The sequence below is a fragment of the Staphylococcus debuckii genome, from assembly GCF_003718735.1.
Taxonomy (GTDB): Bacteria; Bacillota; Bacilli; order Staphylococcales; family Staphylococcaceae; genus Staphylococcus; species Staphylococcus debuckii.
The window spans coordinates 1,880,019-1,899,564 of record NZ_CP033460.1 but is presented as its reverse complement, the minus strand read 5'-3'; the positions used below and the strand labels follow the sequence as shown (position 1 = coordinate 1,899,564).

18 protein-coding genes are annotated in these 19,546 nt (G+C 34.4%); 14 read left to right on the top strand and 4 right to left on the bottom strand.

Going from position 1 to position 19,546, the window contains the following annotated elements:
- The first annotated feature begins 7 nt into the window (after window positions 1–7).
- The 5 genes from queG (at window position 8) to fumC (ending at window position 4,568) form a co-directional block, all read left to right on the top strand.
- A complete protein-coding gene (gene queG, locus CNQ82_RS08980; RefSeq protein WP_123145662.1) occupies window positions 8–1,132 on the top strand; it encodes a tRNA epoxyqueuosine(34) reductase QueG in 1,125 nt (374 codons plus the stop codon).
- A 6-nt stretch (window positions 1,133–1,138) separates the two neighbouring features.
- Window positions 1,139–1,609 carry a tRNA (uridine(34)/cytosine(34)/5-carboxymethylaminomethyluridine(34)-2'-O)-methyltransferase TrmL gene (gene trmL / locus CNQ82_RS08975; RefSeq protein ID WP_123145003.1) on the top strand — a complete coding sequence of 157 codons (471 nt, stop codon included), beginning with the start codon at window positions 1,139–1,141 and terminating at the stop codon, window positions 1,607–1,609.
- A gap of 242 nt (window positions 1,610–1,851) precedes the next feature.
- Window positions 1,852–2,451 (top strand): 6-phosphogluconolactonase, encoded by a 600-nt coding sequence (locus CNQ82_RS08970; RefSeq protein WP_123145002.1) that lies wholly within the window; start codon window positions 1,852–1,854, stop codon window positions 2,449–2,451.
- Window positions 2,452–2,590: 139 nt separating this feature from the next.
- Complete coding sequence (locus CNQ82_RS08965; protein WP_123145661.1) at window positions 2,591–3,007, top strand: hypothetical protein; 417 nt, start codon at window positions 2,591–2,593, stop codon at window positions 3,005–3,007.
- 172 nt (window positions 3,008–3,179) lie between these two features.
- Window positions 3,180–4,568: a class II fumarate hydratase gene (fumC, locus tag CNQ82_RS08960; RefSeq protein ID WP_123145001.1), complete on the top strand. Its 1,389-nt coding sequence runs from the start codon at window positions 3,180–3,182 to the stop codon at window positions 4,566–4,568.
- 245 nt (window positions 4,569–4,813) lie between these two features.
- On the opposite strand, the gene CNQ82_RS08955 is transcribed toward fumC, so the two are convergent.
- Complete coding sequence (locus CNQ82_RS08955; protein WP_123145000.1) at window positions 4,814–5,638, bottom strand: RluA family pseudouridine synthase; 825 nt, start codon at window positions 5,636–5,638, stop codon at window positions 4,814–4,816.
- A gap of 135 nt (window positions 5,639–5,773) precedes the next feature.
- On the opposite strand from CNQ82_RS08955, the gene CNQ82_RS08950 reads away from it, so the two are divergent.
- The 9 genes from CNQ82_RS08950 (at window position 5,774) to yhaM (ending at window position 16,939) form a co-directional block, all read left to right on the top strand.
- Window positions 5,774–6,904, top strand: a complete 1,131-nt coding sequence (locus CNQ82_RS08950) for a GAF domain-containing sensor histidine kinase (protein WP_123144999.1) — start codon at window positions 5,774–5,776, stop codon at window positions 6,902–6,904.
- Entirely contained in the window at window positions 6,904–7,533 is a 630-nt protein-coding gene (locus CNQ82_RS08945; RefSeq protein ID WP_123144998.1) for a response regulator, read from the top strand. Before CNQ82_RS08950 ends, CNQ82_RS08945 begins: the two co-directional genes overlap by 1 nt.
- A gap of 144 nt (window positions 7,534–7,677) precedes the next feature.
- Window positions 7,678–8,958 carry a dicarboxylate/amino acid:cation symporter gene (locus CNQ82_RS08940; protein WP_123144997.1) on the top strand — a complete coding sequence of 427 codons (1,281 nt, stop codon included), beginning with the start codon at window positions 7,678–7,680 and terminating at the stop codon, window positions 8,956–8,958.
- A gap of 424 nt (window positions 8,959–9,382) precedes the next feature.
- Complete coding sequence (xdrA, locus tag CNQ82_RS08935; RefSeq protein ID WP_095104586.1) at window positions 9,383–9,847, top strand: XRE family transcriptional regulator XdrA; 465 nt, start codon at window positions 9,383–9,385, stop codon at window positions 9,845–9,847.
- A gap of 188 nt (window positions 9,848–10,035) precedes the next feature.
- Window positions 10,036–11,166 (top strand): DUF445 domain-containing protein, encoded by a 1,131-nt coding sequence (locus CNQ82_RS08930; RefSeq protein WP_123144996.1) that lies wholly within the window; start codon window positions 10,036–10,038, stop codon window positions 11,164–11,166.
- A 163-nt stretch (window positions 11,167–11,329) separates the two neighbouring features.
- Window positions 11,330–11,674 (top strand): YlbF/YmcA family competence regulator, encoded by a 345-nt coding sequence (locus CNQ82_RS08925; protein ID WP_095104590.1) that lies wholly within the window; start codon window positions 11,330–11,332, stop codon window positions 11,672–11,674.
- 203 nt (window positions 11,675–11,877) lie between these two features.
- The gene (locus CNQ82_RS08920; RefSeq protein WP_123144995.1) at window positions 11,878–13,068 is read left to right on the top strand and encodes a metallophosphoesterase family protein; all 1,191 of its coding nucleotides are present in this window, start codon (window positions 11,878–11,880) and stop codon (window positions 13,066–13,068) included.
- On the top strand, window positions 13,065–16,001 hold the full coding sequence (locus tag CNQ82_RS08915; protein ID WP_123144994.1) for an ATP-binding protein: 2,937 nt from the start codon (window positions 13,065–13,067) through the stop codon (window positions 15,999–16,001). Before CNQ82_RS08920 ends, CNQ82_RS08915 begins: the two co-directional genes overlap by 4 nt.
- The gene (gene yhaM, locus CNQ82_RS08910) at window positions 15,998–16,939 is read left to right on the top strand and encodes a 3'-5' exoribonuclease YhaM (RefSeq protein WP_123144993.1); all 942 of its coding nucleotides are present in this window, start codon (window positions 15,998–16,000) and stop codon (window positions 16,937–16,939) included. Before CNQ82_RS08915 ends, yhaM begins: the two co-directional genes overlap by 4 nt.
- An 86-nt stretch (window positions 16,940–17,025) precedes the next feature.
- On the opposite strand, the gene prsA is transcribed toward yhaM, so the two are convergent.
- From prsA to CNQ82_RS08895, 3 genes are all read right to left on the bottom strand, one after another.
- The gene (prsA, locus tag CNQ82_RS08905; protein ID WP_123144992.1) at window positions 17,026–18,015 is read right to left on the bottom strand and encodes a peptidylprolyl isomerase PrsA; all 990 of its coding nucleotides are present in this window, start codon (window positions 18,013–18,015) and stop codon (window positions 17,026–17,028) included.
- Window positions 18,016–18,226: 211 nt separating this feature from the next.
- The gene (locus CNQ82_RS08900) at window positions 18,227–18,793 is read right to left on the bottom strand and encodes a DUF3267 domain-containing protein (protein WP_123144991.1); all 567 of its coding nucleotides are present in this window, start codon (window positions 18,791–18,793) and stop codon (window positions 18,227–18,229) included.
- 229 nt (window positions 18,794–19,022) lie between these two features.
- Complete coding sequence (locus CNQ82_RS08895; protein ID WP_123144990.1) at window positions 19,023–19,502, bottom strand: hypothetical protein; 480 nt, start codon at window positions 19,500–19,502, stop codon at window positions 19,023–19,025.
- Window positions 19,503–19,546: the final 44 nt, after the last annotated feature.

The following is a 19,546-nucleotide window of genomic DNA, read 5'->3' as shown; positions in this document are numbered from 1 at the left end:
CACTATGTTGGACTATAAACAATTAAAAAAAGATATTATTGAATATGCCTATCAGATTGGAATTGACAGCATAGGATTCACAACAGCAGATCCATTTGATGAATTAAAGCAAAAGTTAGTAGAATATCACGCCAAAGGTTATGCTTCAGGGTTTGAGGAGTCTGATATTGATTTACGTGTAGACCCGAAATTATCTATGCCGACTGCACGTTCTATTATTGCAATTGCGGTAGGGTATCCAAACAAATTGAAAGGTGCTCCACGCAGTATCAGAGGAGAACGCAGAGGTATGTTTGCGAGAGCTTCTTGGGGTCAAGATTATCATACGATAATGCGTAAACGCTTGGATAAACTTTCTGAATATATAAAAGAACGGGTGCCAGACGTTGAAATGATGTCGATGGTAGATACAGGTGTTTTATCAGATAGAGCTGTAGCCGAAAGAGCTGGACTTGGCTACACAGGTCGAAACGGTTTCGTCATCAATCCTGACTTAGGAACATGGACATATTTAGGAGAAATGCTTGTCAGTATTCCTTTTGAACCGGATGACCCATTGCTAGACAGTTGCGGTGATTGCACCATTTGTGTCGACAGGTGTCCAACGGGAGCATTAGTAGGCGACGGACAACTTAACAGTCAGAAGTGTATCAGCTTTTTAACACAGACAAAGGGTTATCTTCCTGACGAGTATCGTTCCAAAATAGGAAATCGACTATACGGCTGTGATACTTGTCAGCAAGTATGTCCTAGAAATCGAGGTATCAACACAGAGCATGATGATATTGTATTGGAACCTGAAATTTTGAAACCACGATTGATCCCTCTATTGCAAATGAGTAATAAAGAATTTAAAAATACCTATGGTCATTTAGCAGGAGCTTGGCGTGGCAAAAAACCAATACAACGTAATGCAATTATTGCCTTAGCACATTTCAAAGAAGAAGCTGCAGTTCCAGAATTAAAAGAAGTAGCTTTGAACGATGCGAGACCAATGATAAGGGGAACAGCTTATTGGGCAATTGGACAAATTGCTGGCGAAGCAGAACGTGAATTCATAGAAGCACAGCTTGAAACAGAAATAGAAGAAGTACGAGCAGAAATGCTAAAAGGATTAGAAAAGAGGAATTAAGTAAGAATGACAAATCATGTTGTATTATTTCAACCGGAAATTCCTGCAAATACAGGAAATATAGCGAGAACGTGTGCAGGAACGGATACACATCTGCACCTGATCAAGCCTCTAGGTTTCAGTACAGATGACAAAATGTTGAAACGCGCAGGTTTAGATTATTGGGAACATGTAAATATCACTTATTATGAAAATATTGAAGAATTTTTTGAACAGACTGAAGGTCATTATTATTTAATTACTAAATTCGGTTCAACTACATTCACAGATTTTGATTACTCAAATCCAGATGAGGAACATTATTTTGTCTTTGGCCGTGAAACAACTGGCTTACCTGATTGGGTAAAGGAAAAATATCACGATACTGCTTTAAGAATTCCAATGAATGAGCATATACGTTCATTAAATTTATCAAATACAGCAGCAATTTTAGTGTATGAAGCGTTAAGACAACAACATTATCCAGATATGCAATAATAAAAACACTGAATCTAATGAAATATTAGAGTGTTATCGTTATAATTAAGATGAACGTGTTAAGTACGTTATGAGTTTATATATAATTCCGATAGGGTAAAAGAAATATCAATGAATATACTTGCGAGACTCACTCTCGCGTTATTAATCATTGGAGTATCGGTATGATACCGTTCGCCGTTATGATAATCATTAGATAGAATCTATCAACTAACCGAGAACAATTAGAGGAGTGTACATTTATGGCAATGAACTTTAAAGTATTTCCAACAGCAGATACAACTGCACGTTATGCTGCAGATATAATTAGAAAGCAATTCAATAACAATCCTACTACTATTATGGGTGTACATTTAGCAGATGACCATGCACCTGTACTTGAAGATTTAAAACAAAATGTTTTACGTCATCCAGTAGATTTCAGTCAAATTAATATTTTTGATTATGATGACAACAAGTCATATTATGAAACTTTAGGTGTTCCTGCAACTCAAATTTATGAATTATCATATAATGATAATCCGGTTGAAAAAATTGAAGAAGATATTAAATCTAAAGAAAATAAAGCTAAATTCACTATGCAAGTGGTTTCTATCAATACCAAAGGCGAGTTAGATGTATCTGTTAAAACAGGGTTAATGCCTGCTAGAGAAATTGTACTTGTTGTGACAGGTGCTGAAAAGGCAGAACTTGTTAAAAAGTTATATGAAGAAAATGGCAACTCAAGCTATGTACCTTCAGACTTAAAAGCGCATCGTATGGTTAATGTACTATTAGATGAAGCGGCAGCAGAAGGTTTACCTGAAGATGTACGTCAATATTTCACTGAACGTTTCGCATAAAATTATAATTTAACATTAAAAAATCCGACAGTTGTTTGATGAATCCATCTAAGCAATTGCCGGATTTTTATTTGTGTTCATTACATTTTTCGTTTATATTTTAAGAAGTGATTATTTAGAGAAAGGAAATATGAAAGTAATGCAAAACTTACATAGATATTGGAAACTTTTAATGATATTGACAGTGATAGTAGGTTTAATCTCTATCAAAGGTTTTCCAATAGCATTAGGCGCACTCTACTTGCCTGTTTTATTCCGAGTTGTGAAATTACAAATGAACTTATCTAAAGGATTGATTAATGAAAGAGATCCGCAAATTTTTATTAAAAGTAATCAGAAAGGGGTTATTATCAGTGTCGTGTGCTGTATTGCAATTACCTTTATTTTGATGAAAGCGATAAGTGATTTCTACGCTGGTCTGACTGGATTTCTAGGTACTTTAGTTGCTATCAGTCCTGTAACACTAGCGATTAGCATTATCTTATATATTCTCTCTGCAATCGCTGTGATTCAAGCAGTGAAAATTCATTTCGCCGATGCACAGAATGCAGATTAACATCCGACTGAGTTTGAAACTTAAAGGTTTCGGCTCAGTTTTTTGTTACAAAATGCAATTTTCAGAGCATTTTGAACCATATATGAAAGCGTTAACGCGATAGAGATTTTATTTAAAATAATTTAATGCTATACTGAGGTTAAACACCACTCATAAAGGGGAGAAAAGTCAAATGTCAGTAAGAATTGAACATGATACTTTTGGAGAAATTGAAGTACCTGGAGATAAATTCTGGGGTGCACAAACAGAACGAAGCAAACGTAATTTCCCAGTAGGTAAAGAACGTATGCCTATTGAGGTTGTTTATGGATTTGCTCAATTAAAACGCGCAGCAGCTTTAGCCAATTTTGATTTAGGCAAACTTAGCGAAGCAAAAAAAGATGCGATTGTATTTGCATGTGACCGAGTAATTAAAGGGGAATTAGATGAACACTTCCCGTTAGTTGTATGGCAAACAGGAAGCGGTACACAAAGCAATATGAACGTGAATGAAGTTGTAAGCTACGTAGCGAATGACTATTTGAAAAAACATGGCAGTGACGAAACTGTACATCCAAATGATGATGTAAATAAATCTCAAAGTTCAAACGATACTTTCCCAACTGCGATGCACGTTGCTTTATATCATGAAATTGAATCAAATCTTGAACCAGCATTAAAGCAACTACGCGATACTTTTGAGAAAAAAGAAAAAGACTTCCACGATATCATCAAAATCGGACGTACTCACTTGCAAGATGCAACGCCAATTCGTTTAGGCCAAGAAATCAGCGGATGGCGCTATATGTTGGATAAATGTGATGAATTATTAAAAGAATCAAAAGCACATTTATTGAATTTGGCAATCGGCGGAACTGCAGTAGGAACTGGTATTAATGCACATCCTGAATTCGGTGATCGTGTTGCTGAAAAAATTAAAGAAAATACAGGTTATCCATTTGTATCTTCAGAAAACAAATTCCATGCATTAACTTCACATGATGAAGTCGTACAATTACATGGTTCATTAAAAGCACTTGCTGCTGACTTAATGAAAATTGCTAATGATGTACGTTGGTTAGCTTCTGGGCCACGTGCTGGTCTTGCAGAAATCAGTATTCCAGAAAACGAACCAGGTTCATCTATCATGCCAGGTAAAGTCAATCCTACACAATGTGAAATGTTGACAATGGTTGCTGTACAAGTGATGGGTAACGATACAGTTGTTGGCATCGCTGCTTCACAAGGTAATTTCGAATTGAATGTATTTAAACCAGTAATTTTAGACAATACATTACAATCTATTTATCTTTTAGCAGATGGAATGAGAACATTTGATCAAAACTGTGCACAAGGTATTGAACCAATTGAAGAAAATATCGATCAATACTTGAATCGTTCACTTATGTTAGTTACAGCTTTAAATCCGCATATCGGTTATGAAAAAGCGGCTTCAATTGCTAAAAATGCACATAAAAAAGGCATTACATTAAAACAATCTGCAATTGATTCTGGCTATTTAACAGAAGAACAATTTGACGAATGGATCAAACCAGAAAATATGGTTGAACCAAAAGAATAGGATACATTAAAGGGAGTCTTGGATATTATCTTGTCCAAGACTCCCTTTTTTTCTGAATTGGCAGTAGCTATCTGAATAGAAAATGCGCTTGTTCCAAGCTTTTTTCTATCCTAGTTAGCTTTGTCGGGGCGAGACGACGAAATAATTTGAAACAATTTTATTTCTGTCTCGCTCCCTCTAGTTAGCCTTGCCGGGGCAGAACAACGAAATAATTTTAGGCCATGTTATTTCTGTTCTGCTCCCTTTTACTTATCATCCAAAGAAACTGAAATTTTTTCTTTGGTAAGCGGATGTGTAAATTCAATTTGATGACTATGCAATTGTAATTGTCTCAATTTAGAATCACCATATAGCGGGTCTCCTAATACAGGGTGACCGATGGCTGCTAAGTGTACACGAATCTGATGTGTGCGTCCTGTATCAAGTTTAATATCTAGCTCACATTCATTCTCTTTTATCATTTTAGAATCTAAAATATGAGTAATTGCGCGTTGACCAGTTGGAGAAACACGTCTGCGATTAGCGTGAAATTTGTCTTTGCCGATAGGTTGGTCAATTGTTTGAGGCTTCAATGGCAATTGGCTTTTAACACGTGCTTTGTAAATTCTAGAAATTTGGTTCTCTTCTAACATCCGATCGAGTAATTTTTTCATCAATGGATTTTTAGCAACTATTAACAAGCCGACCGTTTCTTGGTCCAAACGATGAATCGGTTCAGCATAGTCGCTGTCGAGAGTATAAATCACATGATTCATCAAGGTATTACTTTCTTTTAAGTCATTAGGATGGGTTTTGACACCTTTAGGTTTCTTAATAATTGCAAGATCATTATCTTCATAAAACACTTCAGCATAACGGTAACTTGGCAAATAATTGCTTTTTTCCTCAGGAGTCGGAATGAAAACAAGATCATCTTTGTGCACTTTATCCGTTAATTTAGCTTCGTTATTATTAATTTTAATTTCTTTAGACATATTCAGTTGATGCAATTCTTTTTTCGGTAATTTAACATCTTGAAAAATTTCTCTTAAAGAATAATCATCATATTGTTCAGGTACTTTGAATTCCATATTATCCTCCCTCAATCATTAATACAATCATAACATAATTAGGGCATAAAAACGCTTGGAAATAAGTAGAATGCTATCGTTCATTGTGATGAGAATGTATAATAAAGTAAAGTAATGATGATAAGGAGTGTACGCATGGTCCAACCTACACGCTTAGCTTTATTAAAAGAAATAGCTGAATATTTGAATGAAGAAACTGAAATCTATGCCATGATGCACGGTGCCTTAAAGCGTTTGATCGAAGGCAGTTCATTTTCTACAGGTTGGATTTTCTTTATTAATGAGGATGGCATTCAAGAAATGGTAGCAGATTATCATCTTCCGCCATCTTTGATGAAAGAAGATTGTAAGAATATGAACGAGGGGACTTGTTGGTGTGTGCAAGCCTATAATAGTGAGCGGTTGACCAAAGCTTCGAATATTATTCATTGTTCCAGAATCAGTGCGGCTAATCAAAAATATCATGACGAATCTGCAGGTATTACGCATCATGCAACGGTACCGCTTCGCTCAGGTTCTGAAAAGTTCGGTCTATTGAATGTAGCTACTCCGCACACAGTAAAATACTCAGAGGAAGATTTAGAGTTGCTAGAATCAGTAGCCTTTCAAATAGGTTCAACGATTAAGCGTATCGAGCTTACGAACCAAGAAAAAGAAGCAGCCAGACTTAATGAACGTAATCGCTTAGCACGCGACTTACATGATTCGGTCAACCAAATGCTTTTTTCATTAAAACTGACTGCTCATGCGGCATATGGTATGACTAAAGAACCAGTGTCTAAAAAAGCTTTTCAAACCATTGAAACGACCAGTCAGCAAGCGGTGAATGAAATGCGTGCCTTGATATGGCAATTAAAGCCTGTAGGTCTGGAACATGGACTTGTAAATGCCATTAAACGTTATTGTGAGTTGATTGGCATCGAACCTGAAATACAAGTAGAGGGTTTAATTGATTTGTCCAGCAGTATTGAAGAACATGTGTATAGAATTGTGCAAGAAGCGGTAAATAATATTAAAAAGCATACCAGCACCCACCAAGTTCATCTCAGCTTGACGCAAACAGAACATCATTTTAACGTAACCATTGCGGATGAAGGAAAAGGGTTTAACTCAGATTTAATCGGTGAAACTTCACATGGTATTCATAATATGAAGCAGCGTATTAAACAAATACATGGACAGATTGAAATAAATTCTGTAATCAATCAAGGTACAAGCATACAATTACAAATACCAGTTACCAGTAGAGATAAGGAGCATGAATGATGACGTATCGTGTCACTTTAGTAGATGATCATTATATTGTCCGGCAAGGACTAGAATTTTTAATCTCCACCATTGATGATTTATCTGTGGATGGAAGTTTTTCAAATGGAAATGAATTCTTTGATGCATTAGACTCTGCTGAACAGCTTCCTGATGTTGTTTTATTAGACTTGGTGATGCCGGAAATGAATGGAATCGAAGTCACTGAAAAATTAAAAAAAGAATATCCGTCTATTAAAATATTAGTTCTTACAAGCTATGCAGACGATGAACATGTCATCTCAGCAATTAATAAAGGGGCAGATGGTTATCAAATGAAGGATGTTGAACCTGATGCTCTTATTCAATCAATACATAAAGTATTGCAAGGATCTAAAATGATTCACCCGGAAATACAAAAAGTAATCGATGATGTGGCTAAAAAACCTCATTATATAAATAAACTTTCAAATCGAGAGACCGAAGTTTTAAAAGAAATGGCTAAAGGAAAGACGAATAAAGAAATTGCTGAAACGCTCTTTGTATCTGAAAAAACAGTAAAAACACATGTCAGCCATATCTTCTCAAAATTACAAGTTACAGATAGAACACAAGCAGCTATTTATGCAATGGAAAATAAATTAATTTAACAATTTTTATAGTGGTGAAAGGCTTAATGAACAGCTATTGCACCACTATTTATTTTTAGTGAAAATCATCACAATTAAAATAATATTTCCTTTTTCTGAAAAATCTGATTATAATAGATGTAAAGGGATTAGGGGGTATGCAAAATGAAAAGTAAACATTTAACAATAAACATTGTGATTGCACTCGTTTTAGGTATTGTGATTGGTTCTATTTGTGATATTTTTGCGCAATCAAATGCGGTAAAGTTTATTGACCAATATTTCTTTAACACTGTTGGTCAAATTTTCTTGAATTTAATCTTTATGTTAGTGGTACCTGTTGTATTTGTATCCATCGTCTTAGGAGTAGTGGGAGTCGGTGATCCGAAATTATTAGGAGGAATTGGTTTAAAGACACTGGTTTACTTTTTATGCACGACAGCCATTGCTATCACGATCGCTATCATTTTAGCATTAGCTATCAAACCTGGAGCCGGACATTCCGATTTATTAAAAAGTGCCGATGTAGCTTCCTATCAAAAAACATTAGATAAACAAAATGAAGGAACAGAGGCACCGGCCAAGCAAACGTTCGATCAGACCTTGATTAACCTCTTCCCGAAAAATCCACTTGAAGCAATGACACAAGGCAATATGCTTCAAGTCATTACTTTCTCAATTTTTATTGGAATTGGAATTATGGTGATAGGGGAAAAGGCCTTAGTTGTTCGACAATTCTTTGAACAATTTAATGATGTTCTGATGTATATTATTTCCATGATAATGACAGTATTTGCTCCAATAGGAACGTTCTGTTTAGTTGCACATGCCTTTACTGGAGCCGGATTTGGTGCCATTAAACAGTTAGGATTGTACTTCATCGTCGTACTTATAGCATTGATTTTACACTTCTTCCTTATTTATGGTGGGACAATCAAATTCCTGGCTAAAGATAGTCCTATTAAATTCTTTAAAGGTTTCATTCCAGCTATTACAATTGGCTTCGGCGGTTCAAGTTCAAATGCAGCATTGCCTGTTTCTATGGAATGTACGAAAAAAATGGGCGTACGACCGGAAATCGCTTCGTTTGTTCAACCTTTAGGTGCAACGATTAATATGGATGGAACAGCAATTATGCAAGGGGTAGCTACGATTTTCATCGCACAAATTTCAGGAGCAAACCTGACCATTGTTCAAATTCTAACCGTTATTGTTATTGCAGTTATCGCGAGTATTGGTACAGCAGGTGTACCGGGAGTTGGACTGATAATGTTAGCGATGGTGCTGACTGCAGTAGATTTAAATCCTGCAGCTATCGGTATTATTATTGGTATAGATAGATTGTTGGATATGACCAGAACTGCAGTTAATATTACAGGGGATGCAGCTTGTGCCTTCATGATTTCTAAACAAGAAGATAAAAAGCTAGCTAAAAGAGCAAATTAAATTTTAGTGAGCGGGATGATGAAATAATTATGATTATTTCTATTCTCGCTCTTTTTTGTTATGAGTTAATCATTTACTTGGGTTTAAAAGTTTCTTTTTAAGGTAAAATTAACTTAAAATAAAAAAATGACTTGAAAAAACATACAAATTCGCCATAATAGAGTATGAAGCCTTACCCCTTTATTAACTAAAAAATAAATAAAATGTTTGGAAACACCGGCAATTGCAAATTCAACTCTTGATGTAGTGATTATGTTTGATAATTTAGACAATTTCGGCTTTAATGAAATACGTTAAAAATTACATTTTCACTCTTTTAATTTTGTTGATTTTGTATTAAGATGTAATTTGTGTTTCAAGAAATGTGTATAATTGCAATTTCTTGTGTCCGGTGAAATTTCACAATAGAAAGGTAGATAAGATAATGGATAGACAAAGTTTTACAGATTTAATTCAAACAAAGTTCAAGATGGTTAGAATAGAAGCAGGTTATACACAAGATACAATGGCTCAAACAATCGGCTTATCAAAGAAAACACTTGTTCAAATTGAAAAAGAACGTGTGTTGCCGAACTGGACAACTTGTGTTTCAATTTGTGCTTTATTCAGAGATTCAGATGTTTTGAACAGCACATTCGGTTGTGATCCATTAGAAATAGTACAAACAATTTCAAGAAATCATTGTGCGTATCCTAAGCATCCAACTACAAGCGACATCTACTGGGATACAAAAGACTCTCGCAACGGTTATATCTTACAAGGAAATAAAGTAAGTGAAATCTACCGCGTCTTGAATCAAGATAAACAACCTATTTTCGGTACATCTAAGTTAAGAGAAGCTGAAACTTACTTTGGAAGAATTTCTAAAGATGAATTAGTACATGCTTAAAACTTGGTAGAACATAAGTGATTACAGATCTCTCAATGAGATTAATATACTTAAACTATAGATGATTAATAAAAAGATTGGTGACTGCAGAAGGTCATCAATCTTTTTTTACGGATTTAAAATTAGTCTTGAAATCAAAAATACTGTAAAATATATTGCACGAGTGTTAAATAGAAGGAGATACTAAAATGCATGCATTATTAGTGATATTATTTATGATTGTTATTGGTGCGTTAATCGGTGGAGTTACTAATATTATCGCAATCAAAATGTTATTCCATCCGCAACGTGCTTATCATATCGGTAAATGGCGTATCCCATTTACTCCAGGTTTAGTACCTAAACGAAGAGAAGAAATTGCTTATAAAATCGGTAATGTAATTGAAGAGCATTTGATTACAGAAGCGTTAATCAAAGAAAAAATCAGTTCATTAAGTGCACGCCAAGCGATTGAGAATTTTATTTCACAACAAATACAGAAATTGAAAAGCGACGATGCAACATTGCAAAATTTTGCTCGCTATTTTGATATTGATTTGGCGCAAACTGTTGAAGATAAATTACGTATGGTTATTGATAATAAATTAAGTCAATATTATAGCGAACATCAGCAAGAAGCTTTGAAGTATTTGATTCCTAAAGAATTAGAAGCAGAATTAGATGAAAAAGTAGAAGCGCTAACCCCTTTACTTTGTGATCGAGCGCGTATTTATTTGTCCTCTGCTAAAGGTGAGCAAGACATTTACAATATGTTAGATACATTTTTTGCTGAAAAAGGTAAGATAGTAGGCTTACTACAGATGTTTATGACTAAAGAAAGTATCGCAGAACGTATTCAGCTGGAGTTGATTCGTTTAACTAATCATCCGAAAGCACGTAAAATTGCGGCTCAACTAATTAGTAATGAATATGAAACTTTGAAAAATAAACCCTTCGGCGAGGTTATCGATTCTGAACAATACAACAATATTAAAGAGAAATTTACTCCGTTGATATTATCTTATGCAGACATTTCTGGGCGTGTGCATCAACCGTTAAAAGAGTTAGCGCCAAACTTGATGGAATATGTTGAACAGCACGCAGCGAACTGGACTACGAACCTTATTGTAGAGAAATCAGCTGAGCACCTTTCTGCAATTATGCAACAAGTTAACTTAAGCGGTATTGTTGAAGAACAAATTAATTCATTTGATTTAGATTATATTGAAAGTTTAATAATTGAGATAGCTAATAAAGAATTGGGCTTAATTATGCTGCTAGGCTTCTTATTAGGTGGAATTATTGGTTGTTTCCAAGGTATTATCGCATTATTTGTTTAAAGTCCGTAAATTAAGGAATGTATTAAAAGGTAGACTAAGTTACAATTATAGATGAATGAATTAAGCGGTGATTGAGCAATGACTAAATGTTTCGACACCGGTCTGTATTTATGTTATTGTAGTGACGGCGTAGTTACACAAATATTAAGAGGAGTGAATTTAAATGGCAGTAAATTTACATGATCATGCACACAAATTAGAAGAAGCGTTAAGAAACAGCGAAGAATACAAAGCAATCAAAGATGCTTACGACAAAGTTAAAGCGCATGAAGAATCTAAAAAATTATTCGATGAGTTCCGTGAAACTCAATTGAAATTCCAACAAATGCAAATGCAAGGCGAACAAATCGAAGAAGAAGATTTGAAAAAAGCCCAAGAACAAGCTCAAGCAATTGAAAAAGATGAAAATATTGCTGAATTAATGGCTGCAGAACAACAAATGAGCCAAGTATTCCAAGAAATCAACCAAATTATTGTTAAACCATTAGACGAAGTTTATGCTGACTAATTCTGACAATTAGGTTGTATCAAAACTGCTGAATAGTGATATTCAGCAGTTTTTTTATGGCATTTTACAGGTGATGTTCTTTAGACGACAGAGTTCGAAATATGGTAAAATGAAGTGATACTTTTATACTCAATTTATCGGTTCTTACATAAAAGTTCTGTAAAAAAATAAGAGTTTTATCTCAAAAAGGAGTCTTCCGATATATGGTGAAATTTATTCATTGTGCAGACTTGCATTTAGATAGTCCGTTCAAATCACATAATCATTTAAGTCCTAATATTTATGAAGATGTTAAGAAAAGTACATACGAAAGTTTTAAATCAATTATCGACTATGCTTTGCGTGAAGAAGTCGATTTTATTGTTATTGCCGGCGATTTATTTGATAAAGAAAATCGTTCATTAAGAGCAGAAGTCTTTTTAAAAGAACAATTTAAGAGATTAGAAAAAGAACAAATTTTTGTGTATCTCTGTCATGGGAATCACGATCCTTTGTCAGAAATGATTACTTCTGAATGGCCGACCAATGTCTCTGTTTTTAATAAGAATGTAGAAACGTATCAAACCATTACGAAGCATGGAGAGAAAATACTGTTACATGGTTTCAGTTATCAAAATGATGAAAGCTACGAAAATAAGTTAGATGAATATCCGTCCAGCCAAGGAGAAAAAGGACTGCATATCGGTGTATTGCACGGTACATATAGCAAGTCATCAGATAACCATCGCTATACAGAGTTCCTCTTAGAGGATTTGAATACAAAGCTATATCACTATTGGGCTTTAGGTCATATTCATGAACGTTCGCAATTAAGTGATATGCCTCCAATCTATTATCCTGGCAACATTCAAGGCCGCCACTTTAATGAACAAGGAGAAAAGGGCTGCTTGCTTGTAGAAGGCGACGAATTAAAATTAGATGTTAAATTTATTCCAACCCAATATATTCGATTTGACGAAGTGAAAATTGAAACAAAACAAACTTCAAAACAAGGTATTTATGAAGTGATTCAAAAATTTAAAGACAGTGTGAGAAACCAAGGAAAAGCCTTCTACCGTATTCACTTAGAAATCGATAGCGATGCGCCTGTGGCTGCGCAAGATATCGTACAAGTAGAAGAAATGATACGTGAATATGAAGAGAACGAAACCCAATTTATCTATGTTGAAGATTTGATTGTTACTTATAAAGATGATGAATCGCGACCTATTGAACAAGAATTTTCAACTGAATTAAAAAATGATGAAACCGTTTTTGATAATGCGATGAATGATTTATATCTCAATCCGAAGGCATCAAAATACCTAGATAATTATAATGAATTTGATAAAACACAATTAATAAATCGTGCAGAAGCTTTACTGAAGTCGGACTTAAGAGGTGAGAAGCAGTGAGAATCAAAGCATTAGATATTTATGGCTATGGTAAATTCGTCGAAAGAAAAATTCAGTTTAATACATCGTTAACAGAAGTATTTGGTGAAAATGAAGCGGGTAAATCAACAGTCCAAGCATTTATTCACTCAATATTATTTGGGTTTCCCACAAAGCGTGAAAGCGAGCCTAGATTTGAACCGAGACTAGGCAATCAATATGGCGGTAAACTCTATTTAGTTCTAGACGATGGTCAAGAAATTGAAGTTGAACGTGTAAAAGGAGCAGCCCAAGGAGATGTTAAAGTTTATTTGGAAAACGGAGGTATTCGTGATGAAGCTTGGCTGCAAAAGAAATTAAATTATATTGATAAATCTACCTACAAAGGTATCTATTCATTTGATGTATTAGGGCTGCAAAATATCAATCGCAATATGGATGAAAACCAATTGCAAGAATACTTATTGCAAGCAGGAGCACTAGGCTCTACTCAATTTACGACGATGCGTACACAGCTGGATGAACGTAAAAATGAACTCTATAAACGTTCTGGTAAGAATCCGATTATCAATCAGCAAATCAAACAATTAAATGAATTAGAAAATCAAATTCGCGAACAAGAAAGTCATCTGGAATCTTATCATCGACTCGTAGATGATAAAGATAAAGCAGAGCGCCGCTTGAATCATTTGCATCAAAATTTACTTCAGCTTTCCAAAATGCATGAAGCAAAACAAAAGGAACTTGCTTTGCATGATCAGTCACAAGAATGGAAAGCACTTGAACATGAATTGAATATAGAACCGCTTGATTTTCCTGAACAAGGAATTGAAAGATATGAGACTTCAAAACACCAAAATGACCAATTGAAGAAAGATATTGGTTTGCGTCAAGAAAAATTAAATCAATTAAAGAGTGAAAACGAACAAATTGACGTTCCTAAAACTACTGACATAGATGCTCTGAACCAAATTGCGAAACAAGAAAATGCAGTAAGGCAACAAGAAAACGACTTAAAAAGCATTAATAAAGAAATTGATGACAAAGAACGTGAAGTGCAAAGTTTAAAATCCAATATCGGGTGGAAAGAATTTCATGCAGATGTGGATGTTTCTGAAAGTGTAAAAAGCTATGCAAGTCATCAAATCGCAGAAAAAAACGAACAAGCCTCATATATCACTCAACTTAAACGTACTTTAGAAGAACAAGAGATTGAGCAAGCAAATGTTCAGGAAGAGCAAGAAGTAGTGAAAAACGCTTTAGTTCCTAATGAAGTATTTGAAAAGAAAAAGCAACACAATCAACAAGCATTCGAACTTAAAGAGAAAAAGAATTTATATCAAAAAATGAAAGATGCCTTTGATATTGAACAACAAGAGAGAGATCGCAAACAAAAAATGCTGCGTATCACTTTTGCTATCTTAGCGCTTATCGGTGCGGGCTTAGCAGTCTTCTCTTTTGTGACTCAAGCCATGGTGTTTGCTATCATATTTGCGATCGCAGCTGTAGGCTTTGTTATTGGTGCGGTGATGGTGAAATCAACTGAAGTCGGCCATAGTGAAGCTTTCACTTCAGAAATCGCACAATTAGAAAATCAAAATGCTGAACTTGAAAACAAATATGATTTAAACTTTGATTTAGATGAGCAGCATCGTTTACGCGAACAAAACCATAATATCAATAAAACCCGAGAAGTGTTGGATAATAAACTTGCTTTAACTCAAGAAAAATTAGACGAAGCCGAAATCAAATATCAACAATTAGAAGACAATATTTTAGAGATTAAATCTGATTTACATGTTTCACCTAAGATGACTGACAGCTTGATTTTAGATGCTATTAAAACGATTGAACGTATCCAAACATTAGCGCGTCATATAGACGAATTGAAGCAGAAACAACACAAATTGAATAATGATAACGAATCTTTTTATGCACATGCGAAGCGTGTGACTGAAAACCAAGTAACAGATTATAATCAGTTGTCATTGTTCCATGATGTCAGACGTTGGTTGAACCAAGCTGAAGAAAATCATGCTAAATGGACACGTAATAAAGAGAATATTGATTTACTTTCAAATGAATTAAATCAACTTCAGACACGTTTAGCTGAAAACACAGCACTAATTGAAAAGTTGTTTAACCATGTTAAAGTTGATAATGAAGAAGCTTATTACCGATATCATCAACGCTATCAAACATATCGCAGCAACCATGCGCGTTACCATGATTTAAACAAGTATTTAGAAAATCAAAACTTTATGTATGATGATGCTTCGAAATTAAGTGAAAAAACTCAAGTACAGTTAGAAGATGAAAATAACTTGCTTGCACAACAAGTTGACGATTATAATCAACAATTCCTGACTTTGCAAAGCGAAGTAAGTGACTTAAATGCACAAATCAAACATATGGAAACCGATGAAACTTTAACTCAGTTAAGACATCGTTATCATATGTTGAAAAATCAATTTAATGAAAATGCAAAAGATTGGGCGAGTCTCAGCTATCTAGAATCTTTAGTAGATGCTCATATTCAACAAATCAAAGATAAACGTCTGCCTCAAGTAATTGATGAAGCGACAAGCATTTTCAGCCGTTTGACACAAGGACGTTATACACAAGTTACTTATACTAATGATAATGTCATGGTGAAACATGAAAATGGTCAAATGTATCAACCAAGTGAAATCAGTCAATCTACGAAAGAACTCTTGTATATTGCATTACGCTTGAGTCTGATTAAAATTCTGCGCCCTTATTACTCAATGCCAATTATTATAGATGATGCGTTTGTTCATTTTGATAAGCAACGCAAAACTGCTATGATGGAATTTCTTAAAGAAATGGCGCAAACTTATCAAGTATTGTACTTTACATGTACTAAAGATAACTTTATACCTACTAAACAAAAAGTAATCCTAGAAAAATTAGAAGAAGGAGGCAAAAAATGAGAAATGTTGAAAAGCTTCAACCCGGCGACTCAGTCGATCATTTCTTCTTGATTCACCGAGCAACACAAGGTGTCACAGCACAAGGTAAAGACTACATGACATTGTTTTTGCAAGATAAAAGCGGTGAAATAGAAGCGAAACTTTGGACAGTGTCCAAGCAAGATATGGAAGTGTTGAAACCTGAAACTATCATTCGTGCGAAAGGTGATGTGATTAATTACCGAGGTCGCAAACAAATGAAAGTCAATCAGTTTAAACTTGTAGAACCTGCAGATAATTTAGCGGCTAAAGATTTTATAGATGGTGCACCGTTAACACCGGATGAAATCAAAGAGCAGATTGATTATTTCTTATTGGATATTGAAAATAGCAAATTACAAAGAATTACAAGACATTTATTGAAGAAATATAATAACGCTTTCTTTGTATATCCAGCAGCAAGTTCAATCCATCATAACTTCGCGAGCGGTTTGAGCTATCATGTGCTGACTATGTTGAAAATCGCTAAAAGTTTATGCGATATCTATCCATTATTAAATCGCAGCTTACTGTATAGCGGTGTCATCTTGCATGATATCGGGAAAGTTAAAGAGTTAAGCGGACCAGTGGCTACTTCTTACACAGTAGAAGGTAATTTGCTTGGACACATATCGTTAGCTAGCGAAGAAGTGTCACAAACTGCTGAAGAGTTAGGAATTGAAGGGGAAGAAGTGATGTTGCTGAAACATATGATTCTTTCTCATCACGGCAAGTTGGAATACGGTTCGCCTAAATTACCGATGTTGAAAGAAGCGGAGATTTTATGCTATATCGACAATATCGATGCTCGAATGAATATGTTTGATAAAGCCTTTAAAAAGACAAGTAAAGGGCAATTTACTGAAAAAATATTCGCAATGGAACATCGACAATTCTATAATCCAGAGAATCTTGATTAAACTATATATTAAATAAACAGGAGTTGGAACTTGATAGTGTTCCAACTCCTGTTTTGTCGTTGTTCCAACTTTAATTTTAAGTTAGATTAAGGTGTAGAAATGCCTTCGCCGGAACTGCCTTCAGCGCCACCTTCAGCACCGCCTTGAGATTGCTGTTTCAATTTATCAGCATTTAAGATAGAATCGTCTACAGCTTTTTTAATATCTCTATCTTTAAAGTCTACTTTATATTCTTTAAGTAAATCTTTATAAGCATCTACTAGAATTTGCGGATCTTTTTGAACTTTATTTTGGATAATTTGAGATTTCAATTTACTGCGTTCAGAAGAGAAATCAGTCGGTTTATCAGCTTTAATAATATGATAACCATAGTCCGTCTTCACGACATCAGAAATTTGTCCATCTTTCAACTTGAACAATTCTTTATCAAAAGGTTTTACCATTTGACCCTTAATGACATAACCTAAGCTGCCGTCTTTCTTAGCACTCGCTTTATCCATAGATTCTTTCTTAGCGATTTCGCCGAATTTATCTGGATTTTTCTCAACTTCTTTATGGATTTCTTCGGCTTTTTTCTTAGCTTCTTTATCACTCAAGCCTTCTTTATCTTTATCATCAGACTTAACTTTAATTAAAATATGAGAAGCCTTCTTTGTATCTTCTTTTAAATCTTTATCCGAAACTTTAACTTTATCCATCAACAATTGTTTTTGATAAGCTTGAAGTTTCTTCTGCTCTTTATAGTCATTTAATGACATACCTTGTTGTTTTAAGGCACTTTCAAATTGGTCTTTACCGCCATATTGTTTTTGCTCATCCTTAATCTGCTGATCAATATCTTTAGTATCCACTTTATCAGAGTATTTCTTCTCTAATAACTTACCAAGCAGAATCTCAAACGAACTATTCGCAATTTGTTCATTACCAATTTTTTTCATTACATCTTCAACTTTGACATCTCCGGCCTTAGAAGAAATTAATACATCTTCCTTCGAGTCAGTTGCATGATTTCCACATGCGCCAAGCAATACAGCGCTTGCTGTTACAGGAATCATAATTTTCTTAAATGATTTCATCTCTAAACTCCTTCTTTAAAATATAACAATGTTAATATACCATACTATCCAGCTTATACAAATCAATCTCATACCCACTACAACCAAAGTACTACAGGAAAAGAAAGATTTAGAAAGGGGAGAGCATGAAAATTACCTCGAAACTTTGCTTGATTTTCCAAAAAAAAGGGACTGAAACATCTACAAAATGTTCCAGTCCCCTCGGCTATTATTAATTAAAATGTCTGCCTGTAGTATCCTCATATTTATTCAAAATATTAAAGCCAGTACAATGTTCTTCAATATATCTGCCTTCATTAGAAAACAAAATCAGTTTTAAATACATAATATCCATTACTGAGAAACCAGCATTCAAAGCAAGCAAGAACATGAAATAATGACCATATTCCGGAAAGGCTTGTCCTAAATAAATACAAGCTGCTGTAATGATAATAAGCGGTGTTAGTAAGCATATACAGAAATAATACTTATTAATCGGGTTATTCACATACAAATTATATATTGGAATCCAAGCATGTTTAGATAAACGTTCTTTTCTGAAATGTTTATAATAAGGTGCTAAGATAATTAAATGTATTAATTTATGAATTGGATAAAGCAAGACGGCTACTAATAAAAATACGAAAAAGTATCGATCAGTAATTTGTTTATCCGAAAAGTAAATCATAATTTCGTAACTAATTAAAAATGTAATAATCGTTGTCACTATCGCCATAAAAATAATACGCGGTAATCCGAATCTTGTTTTAATGTCAATTCGGCGAGCACATAAAAACATAACGATACCTCCTCACAATAGTCATATAAAAAGGGTTTTATTTACCGTTCTTATAACATACCTACGTATTATCTATCTTTATATGTAAAGAGTCAAGCCTTAAATTTATAAAAATATGTAAAAGGATGAAAAGGTGACAAATCGTCCAGAAAAAGGGAAGGGAGCGTAGATTCAGAAAAGCTAAAAAAATTCGGTCAAAGCAATAGCAGCTTGACCGAATGAGGAATATCTATTTAGTTTCAGCTTTATCTGTTTGCGGTTGTTCCGCTTCTTCTGCTGCTTGAGATGTCTGTTGGTGATGGATTGTTTCTTGTTTGCCATAACCTATAGCTGTCGTTTTAGGTGTATAAGGTGTAATATTTCTTTTAGCTGGACTCTTAGTAGGTTCTTGCATTACTTCAGTAATCACTTCTCCGCGTTTTTGCAAGTCTTCAATATTTTCTTGAATATGATTAATATTCGGTTTAATATCTTTCATAAAGTCGCTGATTAAAGTCTTAACTTCGTCTACAATCGTTTTAACTTGCTTTGTTTCGACTTTAATTTGATTCACGTAATTCGAAATATTATTAGTAGACTGCTTTAATTCACGGGTACTGTTGTCGAATTCAGTTTGATTCACTTTAGACTCATTTTTATTAAAAGCAGTGACAGCAAGTCCAGCAGCAGTTCCCGCAGCTAATCCGGCTAATACACGTAGTACTTTCATATGTTATTCTCCTCGTATAAATAGTTTAATGTTCAAAATTGATA